The sequence below is a fragment of the Formivibrio sp. oc-25 genome (assembly GCF_055810895.1).
In genome coordinates this window covers 1-20249 of the sequence record NZ_JBVVOL010000004.1, presented here as the reverse complement: position 1 = coordinate 20249, position 20249 = coordinate 1, and the positions used below count along the sequence as shown (strand labels likewise).

General features: G+C 59.8%; 12 protein-coding genes and 1 pseudogene. 7 read left to right on the top strand and 6 right to left on the bottom strand.

The genetic code is table 11. The features are described 5' to 3' along the window. The first annotated feature begins 321 nt into the window (after window positions 1–321). From AC0KVQ_RS03660 to uvrA, 5 genes are all read left to right on the top strand, one after another. On the top strand, window positions 322–1926 hold the full coding sequence (locus AC0KVQ_RS03660) for a DUF3369 domain-containing protein (RefSeq protein ID WP_473419765.1): 1605 nt from the start codon (window positions 322–324) through the stop codon (window positions 1924–1926). A 122-nt stretch (window positions 1927–2048) separates the two neighbouring features. Continuing rightward, window positions 2049–4223: a CHASE domain-containing protein gene (locus tag AC0KVQ_RS03655; protein ID WP_473419764.1), complete on the top strand. Its 2175-nt coding sequence runs from the start codon at window positions 2049–2051 to the stop codon at window positions 4221–4223. A 109-nt stretch (window positions 4224–4332) separates the two neighbouring features. Continuing rightward, on the top strand, window positions 4333–5121 hold the full coding sequence (locus tag AC0KVQ_RS03650; RefSeq protein WP_473419763.1) for a substrate-binding periplasmic protein: 789 nt from the start codon (window positions 4333–4335) through the stop codon (window positions 5119–5121). A gap of 17 nt (window positions 5122–5138) precedes the next feature. Further along, window positions 5139–7016, top strand: a complete 1878-nt coding sequence (locus tag AC0KVQ_RS03645) for a diguanylate cyclase domain-containing protein (protein ID WP_473419762.1) — start codon at window positions 5139–5141, stop codon at window positions 7014–7016. A 77-nt stretch (window positions 7017–7093) separates the two neighbouring features. Beyond that, complete coding sequence (uvrA, locus tag AC0KVQ_RS03640) at window positions 7094–9928, top strand: excinuclease ABC subunit UvrA (RefSeq protein ID WP_473419761.1); 2835 nt, start codon at window positions 7094–7096, stop codon at window positions 9926–9928. 408 nt (window positions 9929–10336) lie between these two features. Here the strand turns inward: uvrA and AC0KVQ_RS03635 are convergent, their stop codons facing one another. Genes AC0KVQ_RS03635 through AC0KVQ_RS03625 form a run of 3 tightly spaced genes read right to left on the bottom strand, consistent with a single transcriptional unit; the run spans window position 10337 to window position 16069 of the window. Continuing rightward, window positions 10337–11713 (bottom strand): efflux transporter outer membrane subunit, encoded by a 1377-nt coding sequence (locus tag AC0KVQ_RS03635; RefSeq protein WP_473419760.1) that lies wholly within the window; start codon window positions 11711–11713, stop codon window positions 10337–10339. Further along, window positions 11710–14865: an efflux RND transporter permease subunit gene (locus AC0KVQ_RS03630; protein WP_473419759.1), complete on the bottom strand. Its 3156-nt coding sequence runs from the start codon at window positions 14863–14865 to the stop codon at window positions 11710–11712. Before AC0KVQ_RS03630 ends, AC0KVQ_RS03635 begins: the two co-directional genes overlap by 4 nt. Window positions 14866–14875: 10 nt before the next feature. Then, a complete protein-coding gene (locus AC0KVQ_RS03625) occupies window positions 14876–16069 on the bottom strand; it encodes an efflux RND transporter periplasmic adaptor subunit (RefSeq protein WP_473419758.1) in 1194 nt (397 codons plus the stop codon). 73 nt (window positions 16070–16142) lie between these two features. On the opposite strand from AC0KVQ_RS03625, the gene baeS reads away from it, so the two are divergent. Both baeS and AC0KVQ_RS03615 read left to right on the top strand, forming a co-directional pair. Next, a complete protein-coding gene (baeS, locus tag AC0KVQ_RS03620) occupies window positions 16143–17558 on the top strand; it encodes a sensor histidine kinase efflux regulator BaeS (RefSeq protein WP_473419757.1) in 1416 nt (471 codons plus the stop codon). Beyond that, complete coding sequence (locus tag AC0KVQ_RS03615) at window positions 17551–18246, top strand: response regulator (RefSeq protein ID WP_473419756.1); 696 nt, start codon at window positions 17551–17553, stop codon at window positions 18244–18246. The genes baeS and AC0KVQ_RS03615 overlap by 8 nt, the downstream gene beginning before the upstream one ends. On the opposite strand, the gene thiE is transcribed toward AC0KVQ_RS03615, so the two are convergent. The 3 genes and pseudogenes from thiE to AC0KVQ_RS03600 form a co-directional block, all read right to left on the bottom strand. Further along, window positions 18234–18923, bottom strand: a complete 690-nt coding sequence (thiE, locus tag AC0KVQ_RS03610) for a thiamine phosphate synthase (protein WP_473419755.1) — start codon at window positions 18921–18923, stop codon at window positions 18234–18236. The genes AC0KVQ_RS03615 and thiE overlap by 13 nt on opposite strands. Further along, window positions 18920–19717: a hydroxyethylthiazole kinase gene (gene thiM, locus AC0KVQ_RS03605; protein WP_473419754.1), complete on the bottom strand. Its 798-nt coding sequence runs from the start codon at window positions 19715–19717 to the stop codon at window positions 18920–18922. The genes thiE and thiM overlap by 4 nt, the downstream gene beginning before the upstream one ends. Window positions 19718–19859: 142 nt before the next feature. Beyond that, a pseudogene (locus tag AC0KVQ_RS03600) lies at window positions 19860–20249 on the bottom strand (bifunctional acetaldehyde-CoA/alcohol dehydrogenase); the annotation flags it as partial.

The following is a 20249-nucleotide window of genomic DNA, read 5'->3' as shown; positions in this document are numbered from 1 at the left end:
GATGCGTGGCAATCCGCTGGCTACGGCACCAACTGCTCAAAAAACAGGCAAAACATATCCGATCTGGAATCGTGCTCACCTTGGCCGGTTTCCATTAAAGACCGCAAAGCCCAGTCGGCCGGTCTACACTGAGAACGTATTCACGATCTTGCTGCGAAGCCGTGATCGGGGCTCATGCGCTGCTCAAAATCCTCATGTACTACTTGTACATTCCGGTTTTTGCGCTGCTCTTCACTCCGCTGACGGCTTCTCGCGACAGATCGTGAACAAGTTCGGAGGCATGGAAAACCGGATTGGGCATGACGGTCAAAGGCGGGAAATATGGATCAGGAAGACGACAACTGGCTCGAGGAAGATACCGTAGAAACCAGCGCCAACAAGGAGCCGCCGTGGCGGGTGCTGGTGGTCGATGACGAGCCGGATGTGCACCAGGTCACGCGGCTGGCACTGGGCAATATCGATTTCCTTGGCCGCCCGCTCGAGCTAATCAACTGCTATACCGGCCAGCAAGCACTGGATACCTTGCGTAGTCGCGATGATATTGCGCTGGTTCTGCTTGATGTCGTCATGGAATCGGAAAATGCCGGCCTGGAAGTCGCCCGCATCATTCGCGAGGAATTGCACAACCATCGTGTCCGCATCATCCTGCGTACCGGCCAGCCCGGTGTCGCGCCGGAACGCCAGGTCATCGAAACCTACGACATCAACGACTACAAGGCCAAGACCGAACTCACGCGCGACAAGCTGTTCACCGCCGTGCTCGGGTCGCTGCGCTCCTACAACGACATCATGCTCATCGAGCACCAGCGCTCGATGCTGGATGCCAACCGGCGCGGCCTGCTGAAAGTCATCGAGGCATCCAGCACCATCTTCCGTCAGCAATCACTCGATCAGTTTGCGCAAGGCGTGCTTGAACAACTGCAAGCCCTGCTGTTCTTCGAGCAGGATGCGCTTTACGTCGTCGTTCATGGCGGCCTGACCGCACTGACCGGGCACGATGGCGAAATCAAGGTCATGTATGCCACTGGCGGTTACCAGCAACTATGCGGGAACGATCTCGAAAATGGCGAACTGGAGCATTTCCGGGATTCGATCAATCGTGCCATCAGTGAAGAGCGCAGCATCTATGGCCAGGACCATTTCATCGGCTTTTTCAAATCGCCGCACGGGCCGGTCAATCTGCTGATCATCGATGGCCCGGTGGCACTGTCGCATCCGGATACCGGACTGGTGGAGCTGTTCTGCCGCAATGTCTCGATTGCCTATGAAAACCTGATGCTCTCGCATGAAATCGAAGATACACAACGCACTGTCATCTGTCAGCTATCCGAAGTGATCGAGCGCCGCTCGCCCGATACCGGCAACCATATCCGGCGCATGGCGGAATATTGCTGGTTGATTGCCAAGAAGTTAGGGCTTTCTGATGAAGAGGCTTGGATGATTCACGCCGCCAGCCCGCTGCACGATGCCGGCAAGGTCGCCATTCCCGATGCCGTGCTGAACAAACCCGGAAAGCTGAATTCCGAAGAACGCAAGATCATGGATGGCCATGCCGAACTCGGTTACCAGCTGTTCAAGGATGCCCGTCCGCGCATTCTGAAACTGGCAGCACAAATCGCCTACGAGCATCACGAAAAATGGAATGGCCAAGGCTATCCACGCGGACTGTCCGGTGAAAACATTTCTCTGGCTGGCCGTATCGTTGCCCTCGCGGATGTCTATGATGCGCTATCGCACGCACGATGTTACAAGGAGCCCTGGCCGCAGGACAAAGTACTGGAAACCATCCGTGCCGAAAGTGGTGTGCATTTCGATCCCGCAGTCGTCGATGCATTTTTCCGCGTCCTGAGTCAGATCAACGAAGTTCGCCTGCGTTTTGCCGAGCATCCGGATTCCAACTGGGCCGATAACGAGCACTCCCACTGATCGCCCATGCAGCATGAGCATGTTGCTGGCAGAGGTAGCCGGCATACGCCATAGTAAAACAAGCCGGGCGAACTCACGGACTCATGCCGATGCACCATCATCCACTCATCCTTTGGCGGGAAATGCGTACCCTGCTGCTGGCACTGGCGGCAGGGCTATTGCTGACCGCATGGCTGAGTACATGGATCACCACACAGTTGCGAGAAAACGCTGGCCAGGAGTTGGCGCAACGCACGGCACTGGCCAGCTGGCAAATCGAAACCCGCCTGAAGGAACAGACCGGCACCCTGCATAGCCTGCAATCGGTGTTTTATGCCAGGCCGGATCTATCGAAACAGACCATCACCGAAATCCTGAACCGGCAAAACATCCTGCAAAGGCAGCCGGGCTTTGTGGCAATCGGATTTTCGCGCCCGCTCACACGCGAACAACTGAGCCATCCTCTCACGGACAAACAAGCCAGCGAAGCGGTCGACACGATCTCCCCCGACTACACCATCCACCCGGATATTGGCCAATCCAGGCTGCAACCGATTGAATACCTCTACCCGCTCACGCCATCCACGGCCCGATATCTGGGCCTGGATCTGCTCAGCCTGCAGGTCAATCGGCAGATCCTCAACTTTGCACGTGATAACGGCATTGCACTGGCCACCGCCCCCTACCGGCAGGGAAAACCTAATGAATCACCGGTTGAATTCATGCTGCATGTTCCTGTCTTCGTGCCAGATGAGGAAAGCGCCTTGCCTACCAGCAGGCGCGAATCCCGTTACCTGGGCACACTCAGCGCCATCTATCAGGTACAGCAATTCATCGATTTTCTGGAGCTCGGGCAGCATCTGCCCACCGGAAAAATTCTGCTGCATGACACGGGCGGGGCAATCGATCGCAGCCTACGTCAGGCACAAACCCTGCTGTACGATTCAGACCCATCAACGCAAGTCGACCCTGCCAGCTGGCTTTGCCACAAGGAACTGGTGGAACTACCCGGCCGGCAATGGCATTTGCAAATGTGCGCCCAGCCCGGCCAGATCACTGGCGCGCATCAAAACAAGATCTGGTTGATCTGGCTGGTGGGCATCGGCCTGAGCCTGCTGATAGGCGGACTGATGCAAACCCAGGTACATGCGGTTGACCTGGCGCGCAAAATGGCCAGCGAAATGACCATGACATTACGGCGGCAGGAAGCCAAACATCGCAAACTGGCAGGTGTTGCGGAAACCACCAGCGACATCATCGTCATTCGCGACAGCGAGGGTCGCATAGAGTACGCCAACCCGGCAGCCATCCACCGCCTGGGCAAGGCGGCCCATCCGCTGAATCATTCCAGCGCTCCCTTGCTGCTATCGGCAGAAGTCGGGCACCCCAATGAACCGGTACAGGCAATCAGTTCACACCTGGACATGGATGGCGTGCTGCGTCATTACTCGGTCATGGTCGTTTCGCTCAGCCGGACAGATAGTTCGGCAGATGGCACGGTCCTGCTGGCACGGGACATCACCCAGCTCACGGAAAACAGCCAGTCACTGCACCAGAACAATACGCGCCTGCAGAAAATGCTCGATCTCGCCGCCGATCTGGTGTGGGAGCAGGATGCATTAGGCGAATTCACCGAGCTATCCGGCCGGCTGGCAAGCGAACAGGGGCTGAGGCTGAGCTGGCTACGCGAGGCCGGTTCGCCGGCACCGGGCCACTTCCTGACAGGTGAAGGCGATTGGCAGCGTTATCGTCAGCTGTTCGATTCACACCAGCCATTTCGCGACTTCATCCTGAACGTGCATGGCGAAAAAGCCAGCTGGATATTGAGTCTTTCCGGCTCCCCCAGATTTGATCCTGACGGCTATTTCATCGGCTACCATGGCATCGGCCATGACATTACCGGCACGCACCAGGCCCACCGGCAGGCGGAAAACCATTGTCACAAGCTGGCCGCGCTGTTTGAATCGATTTCCGACGGCATCATCACCACCGATAGCGCCGGCCATGTCGAATACATGAATCCCGTTGCGGTTGCGCTGACCGGGCGCGAACTCGAAGAAGCCCGTCAACAGCCGGTTGATCATATTTATCAGGTCATCGATGCGGAAACGCGTCTGCCCTTGGCATCGCTGCATCGGCTTATCCTGGCCGATCAAGGCACGCTGCAACGCTATCGCAATGGGATACTGCTGAACAATTTTGGGCTGAATTTCAACATCGAAGAGGCTGCAGCCAGCATCCGTGACAACCAGGGCAAATTGCTGGGGAGCGTGGTGATCTTCCGCGATCACAGCCAGTGGCATCCGCTTGCCAAATAAATACCAGCGCACACCCTGCAATTTGGTAACAGTTCAGTCTAATCTTACGTTTGTGCGACACTGTAATCCTGTTGTTGCAAAATGATTGTTTCCCGCCAGGAGGAAAACCGTGCGACCTGCTGCCCGAACAATTTTGGCCACGCTGCTGTGTGCCTGCGCATGGGCAGCCCAGGCAGGCCGGTTGGAAGACGTCACGCAAAGCAAGACGCTGCGGGTTTGCATCTGGCCGGATTATTACGGCATTACCTACCGCGATCCGATGACCATGAGCCTGAGCGGCATCGATATTGATCTGGCCCATGCGCTGGCCAAGGATTTGGGGGCCAAACCCGTATTCATCGACAGCAGCTTTGCCCGCCTGATCGAGGATATCACCCAGAATCATTGCGACATCGCCATGTTCGCCATCGGCGTTGTGCCTCAGCGCACAGAAAAACTGCATTTCAGCGCACCTTATCTGCAAAGTGATATTTACGCGATTACCACCCGATCCAACCGGCGCATCAAGCAGTGGGACGATATCGACAAGCCAGGCGTGATCGTGGCGGTTGCCAAGGGCACACTGCATGAAACCGTCATGAAAACGAAACTGCAATCCGCCAAATTACTGGTTCTCGACAGCCCGCATGCCCGTGAGCTGGAAGTGGAATCCGGACGAGCAGATGTTTTCATGACCGATTACCCCTACAGCAAACGCATGCTGGAAACCACCGACTGGGCCAGGCTGGTCTCCCCGCCCGGCACCTATCACGTCACGCCCTACGCTTATGCCATGCAAAAAAATGATCCGGCCTGGCAGGCGCGGGTTGAACGCTTTGTCAGGGATATCAAGCGTGACGGGCGCTTGCGTGACGTTGCCGGGCGCCATGGCCTGTCGGCCATCGTGGTTGCGGATTGAATGACGGGAGCCAAGCCTTGTTTGATTTCCGCGACCGCAAAATCCGCCAGCTGTACATCAGCATCGTAGCTTTCCTCCTGGGTGGGCTGGTGCTGGTCAGCAGCTATGCGCTCTGGCTGATCTACCGGCAGAAAATCGAGAACGGGCTGGATCTGGCCACCACACAAACCCGACTGTTTGAGGATTACCTCTCGCAAAGCTTCAACAATATTGACTTGGCTTTACGCAACATCCCGCTGGTATGGGAATCCGGCTTGTCAACCGAAAAGGCACTGGCACTGGCACTTAGGGATGCACCTTACCTGCGCTCGATTTCACTCCTCACCCAACAAGGCGCTGTACTCGCCAGTTCCAACCCGCAGAATCTCGGCCATAACGTGGTACTCACCGATTTCATGCCGGACAGCCAGATTGCTTCCGACAAGCTGCGGCTGGGTACGCCACAAATGGGGCGCGACCTGTACGAAGCACAGGTTATCTCCGAGGATAAGCCGGCACACCCCGATTCACTGGTGTTTTTACCGATATTGAAGGATGTAATTCTGCCGGATCGTACCTTGCGACTGGTAGCCACCATCAACACGGACTACTTCATCAATCATCTCGCCCAGATGATTCCTCCCGAAAACGGTCATATCGAGGCCTTACGACTTGATGGCAACATCTTGTTCGCGACCGATGAGACACTCAGCCCTGGCAGTAAAGCCACCCTGCCTCCCACCATGATGGACAACACCGGGCCGCAACGCGTGCTGGCACAGATACGTGAAGGGAAAAGCTATCTGTCCAGCTATCAATCATCGCGCACCTTTCCCTTTTTGTTGGGAGTTCACCTGCAGCGCGATATCCTGCTACAGCCCTGGTACAGGCAACTGAACCTGCTACTAGGGGTGATCGGCCTATCATCCATGGCCGTGATCGGGTTCGCTGTATTCATCTACCGTCGCCTGGAACACACCGCGCGCATCCAGCAGGCCGCCGACGAACAGCTGCGGCTGTCGGCACAGGTGTTCAAATCGAGTACCGAAGCCATTTTCATCGCCACCGCCGCCATGCGGATTTTTTCCGTCAACCGATCGTTTACCGACATTACCGGCTATACCGCCAATGAAATCATCGGCCAGCAGCCCATGTTGCTGTGCGCAGCCAGTGAAGCATCTTCGCCCTCGCCGGAGTGGGGCAAGATCAGCAAGAGCCAGCCCTGGATCGGGGAAGTCTCCCTGCGGCGCAAAAATGGCGAGATCTATCCGGCCTACATCACCATCTCCTGCCTGGAGGATGACAGCGGCAAAGCCACCCACTTTATCGGCGTTTTTTCCGACATTACCGAACGCAAAATCAGCGAACGCTTCCGCTATCTTTCCGAACACGACTACCTGACCGGACTGCCCAACCGCCGGCTGTTCGAAGAACACATCGAACAGGCTGTGGCACGCGTAGAACGCTATGGCGGCCGCTTTGCCCTGCTGTTTCTTGATCTAGACCATTTCAAACAGATCAACGACACGCTGGGTCACCACATCGGCGACCTGCTGCTCAAGGAAGTCGCCATGCGCATGAAAACCTGCGTACGGGCAACCGATGCCCTGTGCCGGCAAGGCGGGGATGAATTCCTGTTGATGGTCGATGTCTCTGATCCGGAAGACGATGCCAGCCATGTGGCACAAAAGCTGGTGGATACCATCGATCGCCCTTATGTGCTGGCCGGAACAACCCTGCAGATCACCCCATCGATCGGCATCGCGCTGTGCCCGGATCACGGCAGCGATTCCGAGACACTGATCCGGCATGCCGATCAGGCCATGTACGAAACCAAATATCACGGCCGCAACCATTTCGAGTTTTTCCGGCAGGAAATGGAAACACCCGCGCACGATTCCAGCTGTTCACGCTGACGATCGGCATATTTCCCCCTGCCCGGCCTCGCGCCGTCCGGTAAAATGGTTGGTTACTCTGCTACCGGTCTACTGCCATGTATCGCCCTGCTCCCGACACGCCGATGATCCGCATTCGCGGCGCACGCACCCACAACCTGAAAAATGTGAACCTCGACATCCCGCGCGGCAAGCTTGTCGTGATCACGGGCTTGTCGGGATCGGGCAAATCGTCGCTCGCGTTCGATACGCTGTATGCCGAAGGCCAGCGCCGTTATGTGGAAAGCCTGTCGGCCTATGCTCGCCAGTTCCTGCAACTGATGGAAAAGCCCGATGTCGACCTGATCGAAGGCTTGAGCCCGGCCATTTCGATCGAGCAGAAGGCCACCAGCCACAATCCGCGCTCGACCGTAGGCACCGTCACCGAAATCCACGATTACCTGCGCCTCTTGTTCGCACGCGTCGGCACGCCCTTCTGCCCGGAGCACGGCCAGCCATTGCAAAGCCAGACCGTGAGCCAGATGGTCGATCATGTGCTGGCCCTGCCGGAAGAAACCAAGCTGATGATCCTGGCGCCGCTGATTGTCGGACGCAAGGGCGAGAATGTGGATCTATTCGAGGAGCTGCGCGCGCAGGGCTTTGTGCGGGTGCGCATCGATGGCGAAGTATGCGAACTGGATGACCTGCCCAAGCTCGACAAAAACAAGAAGCACACGATCGAAGTGGTGATCGACCGCCTCAAGGTACGGGCCGACCTCAAGCAGCGGCTGGCGGAATCGTTCGAAACCGCGCTGCGTCATGCTGATGGCCGCGCCATTGCCGTGGAAATGGATTCCGGTCAGGAACACTGGTTCTCGGCCAAGTTCGCCTGTCCGGTGTGTTCGTACAGCCTGCCTGAGCTGGAACCCCGCCTGTTCTCGTTCAACAACCCGATGGGTGCGTGCCCGAAATGCGACGGACTGGGCCAGATTACGTTCTTCGATCCGAAACGCATCGTGGCGCACCCGGAACTGAGTCTGGCCAGCGGCGCGATCAAGGGCTGGGACAAGCGCAACCAGTTCTATTTCCAGATGCTCTCCAGTCTGGCCGAATACTATGGCTTCGATCTGCACCTGCCGTGGAACGAACTGCCGGACGAAGCACAGCAAGCCATCCTGCATGGGTCGGGGCGTGAACAGATCGCGTTTACCTATGTCAACGAACGCGGCCAGAAAGTGCAGCGACTGCATGCCTTCGAGGGCATCGTCCACAACCTGGAGAGACGCTACAAGGAAACCGATTCGATGGCGGTGCGGGAAGAACTCGCCAAGTACCAGAACAACCAGGCCTGCCCGCATTGCGGCGGCGCGCGTCTGCGCAAGGAAGCGCGACATGTGAAGGTGGGTGGTGAAAATCTGCACCGCATCTCGCAGATGGCGCTCAAGAATTGCGCTGAATTTTTCGACCAGCTGCAACTGGAAGGTGCCAAGGCGCAGATTGCCGAGAAGATCGTCAAGGAAATCCGCGAGCGCCTGGGCTTTCTGGTCAATGTGGGCCTGGATTACCTGTGCCTGGAGCGTTCGGCCGATACGCTCTCTGGCGGCGAGGCGCAGCGCATCCGGCTCGCCAGCCAGATCGGCTCGGGCCTGACCGGCGTCATGTACGTCCTGGATGAGCCCTCGATCGGCCTGCACCAGCGCGACAACGACCGCCTCTTGGCCACGCTGATGCGCCTGCGGGATCTGGACAACTCGGTGATCGTGGTCGAGCACGATGAGGACGCGATCCGCGCCGCCGATTGCCTCGTGGATATGGGCCCGGGCGCGGGAGAACACGGCGGCGAAGTGCTGTGCATCGGCAAGCCGGAAGACGTGATGCAGAATCCGCGCTCGATCACTGGCCAGTTTTTGTCCGGCGCACGCAAGATCGAAGTTCCCGCAGAACGCCGTGCGCCGAATCCCGAGAAATGGCTCACGATCAAGGGAGCATCGGGCAACAACCTCAAGCAGGTCGAACTCAATCTGCCGGTCGGCCTGATGGTCTGCGTAACCGGGGTTTCCGGCTCGGGCAAATCCACCCTGATCAACGATACCCTGCACACCATCGCGGCGCGCGATCTCAACGGCGCAAGCGCAGAACCGGCACCGTATGCATCGGTGCATGGACTGGAGCATTTCGACAAGGTGATCAACGTTGATCAAAGCCCGATCGGCCGCACCCCGCGCTCCAACCCGGCCACCTATACCGGCCTGTTCACGCCGATCCGCGAATTGTTTGCCGGCGTACCGATGTCGCGCGAGCGCGGCTATGGGCCGGGACGTTTTTCATTCAATGTGAAGGGCGGACGTTGCGAGGCCTGCCAAGGCGATGGCGTGCTGAAGGTGGAAATGCACTTCCTGCCCGATGTCTACGTGCCCTGCGATGTCTGCCACGGCAAGCGCTACAACCGTGAAACGCTGGAAGTGACCTACAAGGGCAAGAACGTTACCGAAGTACTGGAAATGACCGTCGAGCAGGCACTGGAATTCTTCAGTGCCGTACCGGTTGTCGCGCGCAAGCTGCAAACGCTGATGGACGTGGGCCTGGGCTACGTCCGCCTCGGCCAATCCGCCACCACGCTTTCCGGCGGCGAGGCACAGCGGGTGAAGCTGGCGCTGGAACTGTCCAAGCGCGATACCGGCCGCACGCTCTATATCCTGGACGAACCGACCACCGGCTTGCACTTCCACGACATCGACCTGCTGCTGACCGTGGTGCGCCGCCTGCGCGAACACGGCAATACCGTAGTGGTGATCGAGCACAATCTGGACGTGATCAAAACCGCCGACTGGATCATCGACCTCGGCCCCGAAGGCGGCGCCGGCGGCGGCCAGATCATCGCCACCGGCACCCCTGAACAGGTGGCAGCCAATTCTGCGAGCCATACCGGGCATTATCTGGCACGGGTGCTGTAAACAGCTTGGCTGGCCGAATAAGACCCATTGCATTGGCTAATGCCGTTCACTTAAGGGATATTCTGGCCGTTTACCCTCTCCCCAACCCTCTCCCGCAAGCGGGAGAGGGAGCAAAACTGGTGGATTAGCCAAGTACTCCCCTCGCCCGCTTGCGGGAGAGGGGCTGGGGGAGAGGGTAAATGGACACTTAAGTGAACAGCATTACATTGCATTGGCTGTCTTTTTTCGCACAGGCAGGCAAGTACATCCCAAACCCCTTCAAGGTCGCCGAGTGCGAGCAGAGAACCCAGGCTCCCGGCCAATCCCGGCATCCACGACCACCACAACGCTCGATTCTCTCCCCGACCCTCTCCCGCAGGCGGGCGAGGGAGTGAAGAAAGTGGCATTCCTGCAGTACCTTGTAGCGAGTTACTGCCCTCCCAGCACCTTGAACAACGTCATCCGGTTGCTCTGCTCCGACAAGCGCAAGCTGATCAGGCTCTGCTGGGCCGAATAGAGCGAGCGCTGCGAATCCAGCACGCTCAGATAACTGTCCGCCCCGGAGCGGTAACGCTCGGTTGAAAGGCGCAGGCTGTTGGCATAGGCATCGACCTGGGCCTGTTGTGCCGCCATGCGCTCGGTCAGGGTGCTGCGCTCGGCCAGTGCATCGGCTACCTCCTGGAAAGCGGTCTGGATGGTTTTTTCATAGGTCGCCACCTGGATATCGCGGGCAATTTCCGCTGCCGATAGCGATGCCTTCAGGCTGCCGGCATTGAAAATGGGCAGCGTCAGGGTCGGCGCAAAACTCCAGGTTCGACTGGCACCTTCGAACAGATTGCCCAGACTGGCGCTCGCGCTACCGGTCGCAGCAGTCAGGGAAATGGACGGGAAGAAGGCCGCACGCGCAGCGCCAATGTCGGCATGCGCCCCGATCAGGGTGTGCTCTGCCGACTGGATATCCGGGCGCTGCAACAACACCTCGGAAGACAGGTCTGCCGGCACCTCCAGCAAGGCCACCAGACTGGTATCGAGCGAATCCCCGGCCTTGGGCAACAACGCCTGCGGCACGGAAGTCCCGGCCAGCAGATCCAGCGCGTGGCGGTCCTGCGCCACCAGGCTGGTGTAACGTGCCACGTCGCCCCGCGCTGTCTCGGCGGACGCCTGTGCCTGCGCCACATCCAGCCCGGAAGCCCCGCCCATGGCCTGCTGTTTGCGGGTCAGTTCCAGCGTGGTCTGGCGGCTCTGCCAGGTTTCCTGCGCCAGATGCAACTGCGCCTGATCCCCCGCCAGGGTCAGCCAGGCATTGGCCACTTCGGCAATCAGGCTGGTCCGCACACTGCGCTGGGTGGATTCCAGCGCCAGCACATCCTGCAAGGCAGCATCCTTCAGGTTGGTCAGGCGGCCAAAGAAATCCAGCTCATAGGACGACATGCCCACGCTGGCACTAACGTTGTGCGATACGTTACCACCGCTACGTGAAGCGCTGCTGCCAGCAGAACCGCTAATAGCCGGGTAACGGTCGGCATCGGCAATCCGGTACTGGGCGCGGGCCTTATCGATATTGAGCACGGCAATCCGCAGATCCCGGTTGTTGGCGAGCGCAAGATCAACCACCTGGCGCAAGCGCGCATCGGTCACCACCTGTTGCCAATCGATCTTGGCCATCTGCTGACCGGATTCAGCCTTGCCATCGAGCGCAACGGGAACCGGCAAGGCAGGCCGCTGATAATCCGGTGCCAGATTGACACAACCGCCCAGCAAGCCGGCACACAACAGGGAAACCACCAGAATGGAACGGCGCATCATGCTTCTCCTTCAACCATCACGACCGGGGACGCCTGGGCAGCCCTGGCTTTACGGCGTTCAAAAAAACCGCGAATCAATACATAGAACAGCGGAACGAAAATCAGCCCCAGCACGGTCGCGCTGGCCATACCGCCCAGCACCCCGGTGCCGATGGCGCGACGACTGGCCGAGCCCGCCCCGCTACTGAAGGCCAGCGGCAACACGCCACACATAAAGGCAAGCGAGGTCATCAGGATCGGGCGCAGGCGCAAGCGCACTGCCTGCAAGGTGGCATCGATCAGGGATAGACCTTGCTCCTGCAGGGTTTTGGCAAACTCCACGATCAGGATCGCATTCTTGGCAGACAGGCCGACAGTAGTCAGCAAGCCGATCTGGAAATACACATCGTTCTCCAGTCCGGCCAGCCAGGTTGCCAGCACGGCGCCGATGATGCCCAGCGGTACGCCCAGGATCACCGAGAACGGCACCGACCAGCTCTCGTACAGCGCAGCCAGGCACAGGAATACAAACAGGATCGAAATCGCATACAAAGCCGGAGCCTGGGAACCTGCCAGACGTTCCTGGTACGACTGCCCGGCCCATTCATAGCTGATACCGGCAGGCAATTGCTTGATGATGTCTTCCACCGCAGCCATGGCATCGCCGGAGCTCACGCCTTCTGCGGCCGAGCCGACAATTTCATACGAAGACATGCCGCTGTAGCGCTCCAGGCGCGGCGAGCCATAGCTCCAGTTGGTCGAGGAAAACGCCGAGAAAGGCACCATCTCGCCATCGCTGTTGCGCACATGCCAGCGCTGGATATCCTGCGGCAGCATCCGATACGGCGCATCGCCCTGCACATAGACCTTCTTCACGCGCGACTTGTTGAGGAAATCATTGACGTAGCTGCCGCCAAGCGCGGTCGACAGGGTGCTGTTGATATTGGCAGTGCTCAAGCTCAGCGCCGCAGCCTTGCGATCATCGATATTGACCGAAAACTCGGCCACATCTTCCAGACCGCTGATCCGTACCTGCGCCAGGCGCTTGTCCTGACGCGCCAGTTGCAGAAACTGGTCGCGCGCCTTGACCAGGGCATCGTGGCCATTGCCCGCCAGATCCTGCAATTGCACCGTGAACCCGGCGTTGGAACCCAGGCCTCGCACCGCTGGCGGCAACAGTACGAATACGCGTGCATCGCGCATCCCGCTCATGGCCCCGTTCAGGGCACGTGCCAGCGAAGCCGCATCCTGCCCCGCTCCTTCGCGCTCGCTCCAGTCCTTGAGCTTGATAAAGGCATTGGCCGAAGCCTGATCGCCATTCAGCCCGACCAGGGTAATGAAATCGCTCACGGCCGGCTGTTTGGCCAAAGCGGCCTCAAACTGGCGCAGCACTTCATTGGTTCGGGCCAGTGTGGCGCCCGATGACAACTGGATCGATGCCATCAATACACCCTGGTCCTCATCCGGCAGAAAAGAGGTTGGCAAGCGCATGAATGAAACGGTCAGCCCGGCCAGCAACAGCAGATAGATCACCAGATAGCGCTTGCCACGCTGCAACACGCCCGCCACACCGCGCTGATAGCGCTCGCTGCCACGCACGAAACCCCGGTTGAAGGCGGCAAAGAAGCGCTGCACCGGGCCGTGCGGCGCGGCATCGTCATGGTGATCGACATCGGACAATCGCAACAGGGAAGCGCACAAGGCCGGCGACAAGGTCATGGCCACCAGTACCGACAAGAGCATCGACGACACGATGGTGATGGAGAACTGACGATAGATCACCCCGGTCGAGCCGCCGAAGAAGGCCATCGGGATGAATACTGCCGACAATACCAGCGCAATGCCGACCAGCGCGCCGGTGATCTCCTGCATTGATTCGCGCGTGGCTTCGCGCACCGACAAGCCTTTGTCGGTCATCAGTCGCTCGACGTTTTCCACCACCACAATCGCATCGTCCACCAGCAGGCCGATCGCCAGCACCATGCCGAACATGGTCAGCGTATTGATGGAATAACCGAATGCCGCCAGCACGCCAAAGGTGCCCAGCAACACCACCGGTACGGCAATGGCCGGAATCAGCGTGGCACGCAGGTTCTGCATGAACAGGTACATGATGGCCACGACCAGCGCCATGGCCTCGACCAGCGTCACTACCACCTCCTTGATCGATACCTTGACGAAAGGCGTGGTGTCATAACCGATCTCGGCCTTGATCTGGTCCGGGAAATACGGCTGCAACTGCGCCAGCTTGGCCTTGACCGCCTCGGCCACATCCAACGCATTGGCGCCGGCCGCCAGCTTGATCCCCATCCCGGCAGCCGGCTTGCCGTTATAACGCATCTGGACGCTGTAACTCTCGCTGCCCAGCTCGACCCGTGCCACATCGGCCAGACGCACGATGGTGCCATCGCTGGCGGATTTCACCACCACGTTGTTGAACTCTTCGACAGTACGCAGCTTGCTGCGCGCCGAAATCGTGGCGTTGAGCTGTTGCCCGCCTACCGCTGGCAAGGCGCCAAGCTGGCCTGCGGAAACCTGGGTATTCTGCGCGGTCAGTGCCGAGGTGATGTCGGAAGGCATCAGGGAATACTTTTCCAGCTTGGCCGGATCCAGCCAGATACGCATGGCATACCCGGAGCCCATCGATTGCACCTCGCCCACGCCATCCAGCCGGCTGATCACATCAACCAGACTGGATGACATGTAATCGCCAATATCGGTGGCGGTCAAAGCGGGGTTATCCGAATACAGCGTCACCAGCATCAAGAAGTCGTTACCGGACTTGGTAACGGTCACCCCCTGATCCTGCACGGCATCAGGCAGTTGCTTCAGGGCCTGCTGCACCTTGTTCTGCACCTGCATCTGCGCCACATCCGGGTCAGTTCCGGCAGTAAAGCTCAGGCGCACCCGCGCACTGCCATTGGCACTGCTGGTCGAGGACATCGACTGCAGGTGATCCAGCCCCTGCATTTTCTGCTCGATGATCTGGGTAACCGAATCCTCGACCGTCTTGGCCGAAGCCCCGGTATAGGTGGCCGAAATCGAAATCTGGACCGGCGCAATATCCGGGTATTGCTCCAGCGCCAGCCGGTGAATCGACAAGGCACCGGCCAGCATGATCACGATCGCGATCACCCAGGCAAAAATGGGCCGATCAATAAAAAAACGTGCCATTACAATCTCCTCAGCGCGCAGCCATGGTCACGGCCGAAGCCGTCTGCGCCGCAGGTTGCGAAGCGTTGACCGCATGCACGATCTGGCCACTTCGCACCTTGCCGGCACCTTCAATAATGATGCGCTCACCTGCTTTCAGCCCGCTGGTTACGCGCCAGGATTGGCCTACCGCTTCAGCTGTCGTCACCGCGCGCTGTTCGGCCTTGCCATCCTGCGCCACCACCCAGACCGAGGCCCGGCCGCTGCCATCGCGGCTGAGCGCCTGTTGCGGCACCAGCAAGGCGTCAGGGTCTTTTGCCTGGCTGATCTGGGCCCGCACATACATGCCAGGCAAAAGCAGATGTTCCGGATTAGGCACCAGCGCCCGCAAGGTCACCGCGCCGGTGCCGGTATTGACGCTGACACCGCTGAACTGCAACTGGCCGGCATGCGGGTAAGCGCTGCCATCCTCCAGCACCAGCTGGATCTGTATCCCTTCCTTGCCAGCCTGCTTGAGCTGACCGCTGGCCAGTGCCTGCCTGAGTTGCAGCAGTTGCACGCTGGATTGCGGAATATCGACATAGATCGGATCAAGCTGCTGCACCGTGGTCAGTGCGGTTTCCTGATTCGCTGTCACCAGCGCACCCTGCGTGACGGTGGAAACCTCGGCCCGCCCGGCAATCGGCGAGGTGATGCGCGTACGTTCCAGATTGATGCGCGCCGTATCCAGCGCAGCCTTGGCCGAGGCGAGATCCGCCTGAGCCTGCTTCAGGCTGGCCTGGGCATCTTCATGATCCTGCTGGCTGATCGCCTGGATTGCCAGCAACTCGCTCTGGCGTTTGGCCTTGAGTTGTGCCGCCTGCAGGGTAGCTTCGGCCCGCTCCACGCTGGCCTCGGCACTGGCAAAACTGGCGCGGTACGAGGCGGCATCCAGCTGGTAAAGCACATCGCCCGCCTTGACCTGCCCGCCTTCCACAAAGGCGCGTTGCTGCACGATGCCACCGACCTGCGGTCTGATCTGGGCCACCTTGTAGGCAGTGGTGCGTCCGGCCAGCTCGGTACTCAGGGTAAAGGGCTGGGCCTGCACGGTGACCACGCCCACTTCCGTCGCCTTGGCTGCCACCGCAGGCGCGGATTCACTCTTCTGGCAACCGGACAACCCGGCAGCGCCCAGCGCCAGGACCAACGCCAGCAGGCGCAATGAAATAGTATGATGTCGATTCACTGCAGACTCCTTCCGCAATTGTTGCTGGCCACTATGCCCGACAAATGTGGAGCAAATTTGAAGTTGCGCCTCCATGAAAATCGGCATCACGCACAAACTGTTTCTGGTCGTTCTTGCCATCGCGATCTTTGCCGTGGTCGTGGTCAGCACCGCCACGCACTGGAGCTTCACGCGTGGATTCCTGGATTACCTGAACGAGCTGGCCATCGAACGCATGACCTTTGTCGCAGCGCGTACCGAGCAGGCCTATGCCCGTCATGGCAACTGGGATTTTCTGCGTGACAACGACAATCCTGCTGCCTGGTTTCGCCTGGCGCGCCCGGCGCTGGGGCAGGAATTGCCGGATAACCCGGAACCAGGCAGATGGGTACCGGTATCCGATCTGACCGGCGCAATGATGCGCATGGGCCTCGTGGACGCGCAGCAGCAATGGGTGGCGGGTTACCGTGATCTGACCGCCGCCATGCTGCGCCATCCCATCCACCATCAGGGGCAAGTGGTCGGCTGGGTGGTACTTGCCTCTTTCCAGAGCGTGACCGATGCCGGCAAGCAACGCCTGCAGGAAAGACAGTTGCAGACCGTCATCATCGCCAGCCTGGTCGCCGTCGCACTGGCAGCGCTGATCGCGCTTTGGCTGGCGCGCATCCTGCTGGCACCGATCCGGCGCGTAGCGCATGCCACCCACCAGCTGGCGGCCGGACGCTATGAAACCCGCGTGCATGTCGCCAGCCAAGACGAAATCGGCCAGCTGGCGGACGACTTCAACCATCTGGCCCAGACGCTGCAGCGTAACGAGCATATGCGGCGCGACTTCATGGCAGATATCTCGCATGAGCTGCGCACCCCGCTATCGGTGCTGCGCGGTGAGCTGGAAGCTCTCGAAGATGGCATCTTGCCGCTGAACCACGAGGCGATCCGCTCCCTGCAAGCGGAAGTCGGCACCCTGAAAAAACTGGTGGATGACCTGCACGAGCTGTCATTGTCGGATGTCGGGGCGCTGGTTTACCGCTTTGAAACGCATGACCTGGTCCAGGCCTTGCAGCAGTCAGTCGATGCCATGCAGCCGCGCTTTGCCCAACACGGGCTAAGCCTGACCCTGCAATGCGATACCCCCCGAGCCAGCATGCAGGCCGATGCCGCCCGCCTGCAGCAACTGTTTCACAACCTGCTGGAAAACAGCCTGCGCTATACCGATCGTGGCGGTCAGGTACGAATACGCTTATCCCGCAAAGACCAGCACTGGCACATCACGGTGGAAGACAGCGCACCGGGCGTGGCGGCAGACCAGATCAACCGCCTGTTCGAGCGCTTCTTCCGGGCAGAAAACTCGCGCAATCGCGCCTCGGGCGGATCGGGCCTCGGGTTGGCCATTTGCCGCAATATCGTTGAAGCGCACGCAGGAGACATTGCCGCCAGCGCAAGCCATCTCGGCGGTCTGTGCATTGAAATTCGCCTGCCGGCTACAGCATGGAATCCGGAACATGAGTGACCGACCCGCGCATATCCTGATCGTCGAGGACGAACCCAAGCTCGCCAATTTGCTGGCCGGCTACCTGCACACCGCCGCGTATCGCACTGAAATTGTCAGCGATGGATTGGCGGTCATCGATACGTTCAAACGCAGCCATCCGGATCTGATCCTGCTCGACCTGATGCTGCCCGGGCGCAACGGGCTGGACATCTGCCAGGAATTACGCAGTTTCAGCGATGTGCCGATCGTGATGATGACGGCACGGGTGGAAGAAGTGGATCGCCTGCTCGGGCTGGATGCCGGGGCGGATGATTACATCTGCAAACCCTACAGCCCGCGTGAAGTGGTGGCGCGGGTGCGTGCCATCCTGCGCCGGCAACGGCATGATCCGCCAACGCCATCCACCGGTCTGGTTCTGGATGACGACCGCCTGCGCGCCAGCCTGAATGGCTGTGCGCTGGAGCTGACCGCGGTGGAATTCCGACTGCTCAAAACGCTGGCGGCCACGCCCGGCCGTATTTACTCACGCGATAAATTGCTGGATCAGCTTTACGATGACGGCCGCGCCGTCACCGACCGTGCTGTCGACAGCCACATCAAGAACCTGCGGCGAAAACTCGAGACCGCGTGCCCAGACCAGACGCTGATCCGCTCCGTCTATGGCGCGGGCTATTGCTATGAACCGGCAGACACTCAACCAATGTGATTGCAGCAAAAATCGGCAGGCCAACGCTGCAGACCGGTCGGCGCACGCAAGGCGCGAATCTTTTGCTGCAACAACCGGGTTGCTTCAGCCACATCATCCTGGCCACAAATCGCAGACACCACCGCCACGCCATGAGCCCCCACCTGCAGCAAGGGCTGGCAATTGCCCAGATGAATCCCGCCAATGGCCACCACGGGCAGATTTGCTGCCATCACCATGCTGGCCAATCCGTCCAGCCCGCAGGCAGGCGCTGCATCCAGCTTGGTTCCGGTGGGATACACCGGCCCAATCCCGAGGTAATCGACGCCCGCAAGCGGTGCTTGCGCCAGTTCGGCGGGCGAAGAAACCGACAGCCCCAGCCACTTCTGCGGGCCAATCAGCCTGCGCACGATGTCGACCGGCATGTCGTCCTGCCCCACATGCACACCCTCGGCATCCACCGCCAGCGCCACATCGATATGATCATTGATGATCAGCGGCACCCCGAATGGCGCCAGTACCGACTTGATTTCGGCGGCAGTTTCCAGCCACTGCCGCTTTTTCCAGTTGGGTGCCCGCAATTGCACCACGGTGGCGCCATGCCCGGCCGCGATACGGGCCGTTTCCACCATGCCAAGCGGGCCACCGCACAAATCGGGATCGAGCACCAGATAGAGCGAAAGATCCAGCGGCTTCATGCGGTCTCCGCCCGAAGCTCATCCGGCGTGAGGTTATACAAGGCATCCAGAAAATCGGTCTTGAATGATCCCGGCCCGCGACTGCTGATGGCCGCACGTTCACCGCAAATTCCGGCCACGGCACAGGCGGCGGCCACGGCATTGAGACGACTGGAAGCACCGGCGGTAAATGCCGCCACCAGCGCAGACAGCGCGCAACCAGTCCCCACCACGCGCGTCATCACCGGATGCCCCCACGGCGTGGCCCAGGTCGTAGCGCCATCGGTGATGTAGTCCGTTTCACCGGTCACCGCCACAATGGCGCCGGTATCGCGCGCCAACTGCTCTGCCGCCGCCACGGCCGCGTTCGATCCGGCGGTACTGTCGACACCGCGGCCGCCACCGGCAAAACCGGCCAGTGCCAGAATTTCCGAACCATTGCCACGGATCGCTGCAGGTTTTTGCGCCAGGAAATCACGGCAAGCTCCGGTGCGATAATCGAGCACGCCCACCGCAACCGGGTCCAATGTCCACGGCACGCCGGCGCGATTGGCCGCAGACACCGCCTGCTGCATCACGGTCAGGCGAGCCGGATAGAGCGTGCCGACATTGACCAGCAGCGCACCCGATATCGATGCGAATGCTGCGGCTTCTTCTTCGGCCACGATCATCGCCGGCGCGGCACCCGCAGCCAGCAGCACGTTGGCGGTGATTTCCTGCACAACTTCGTTGGTCAAAAGATGAACCAGAGGAGTGGCTGCACGCAGACGAGCCAGTTCGTCCGCGATGATCGCCATGGGGAGCGTTTTCGCCATGATGCGGGTCATTCCAGAATTGGGAGAGGCCGTAAGTATATCGCCCAGCCATCTGGCAGTGACCAGGCTAACGCGACCTGAATTGAGTACGAACAAAAACCCCTGCCGGGTTCGGCAGGGGTTCAGGGTTGCAAGCTAAAGATCAGGCAGCGTCTTTGGCTTTTTTCTCTTCGCCTTCGACTGCACGGAGGTACTGCTCCGCATACGCCCGGCCATAGTAGCTATCGAGCAGCAACTGCTTCAGCTCCGAGATCAGCGGGAAGCGCGGGTTGGCACCGGTACACTGGTCGTCAAACGCTGCTTCCGCCAGTTCGTCCACCTTGGCCAGGAATTCCACTTCATTCACCCCGGCTGCCTGGATCGAGGCCGGGATACCCAGCACTTTCTTCAGGCCTTCCACCCATTCAATCAGCTTCTCGACACGATGGTGGTCGGTGTCCGCATCCAGGCCCAGATGCTTGGCCACTTCGGCGTAGCGCGCCACGCCCTTCGGCCGGTCGTACTGGCTGAACGCGGTCTGCTTGGTCGGGAT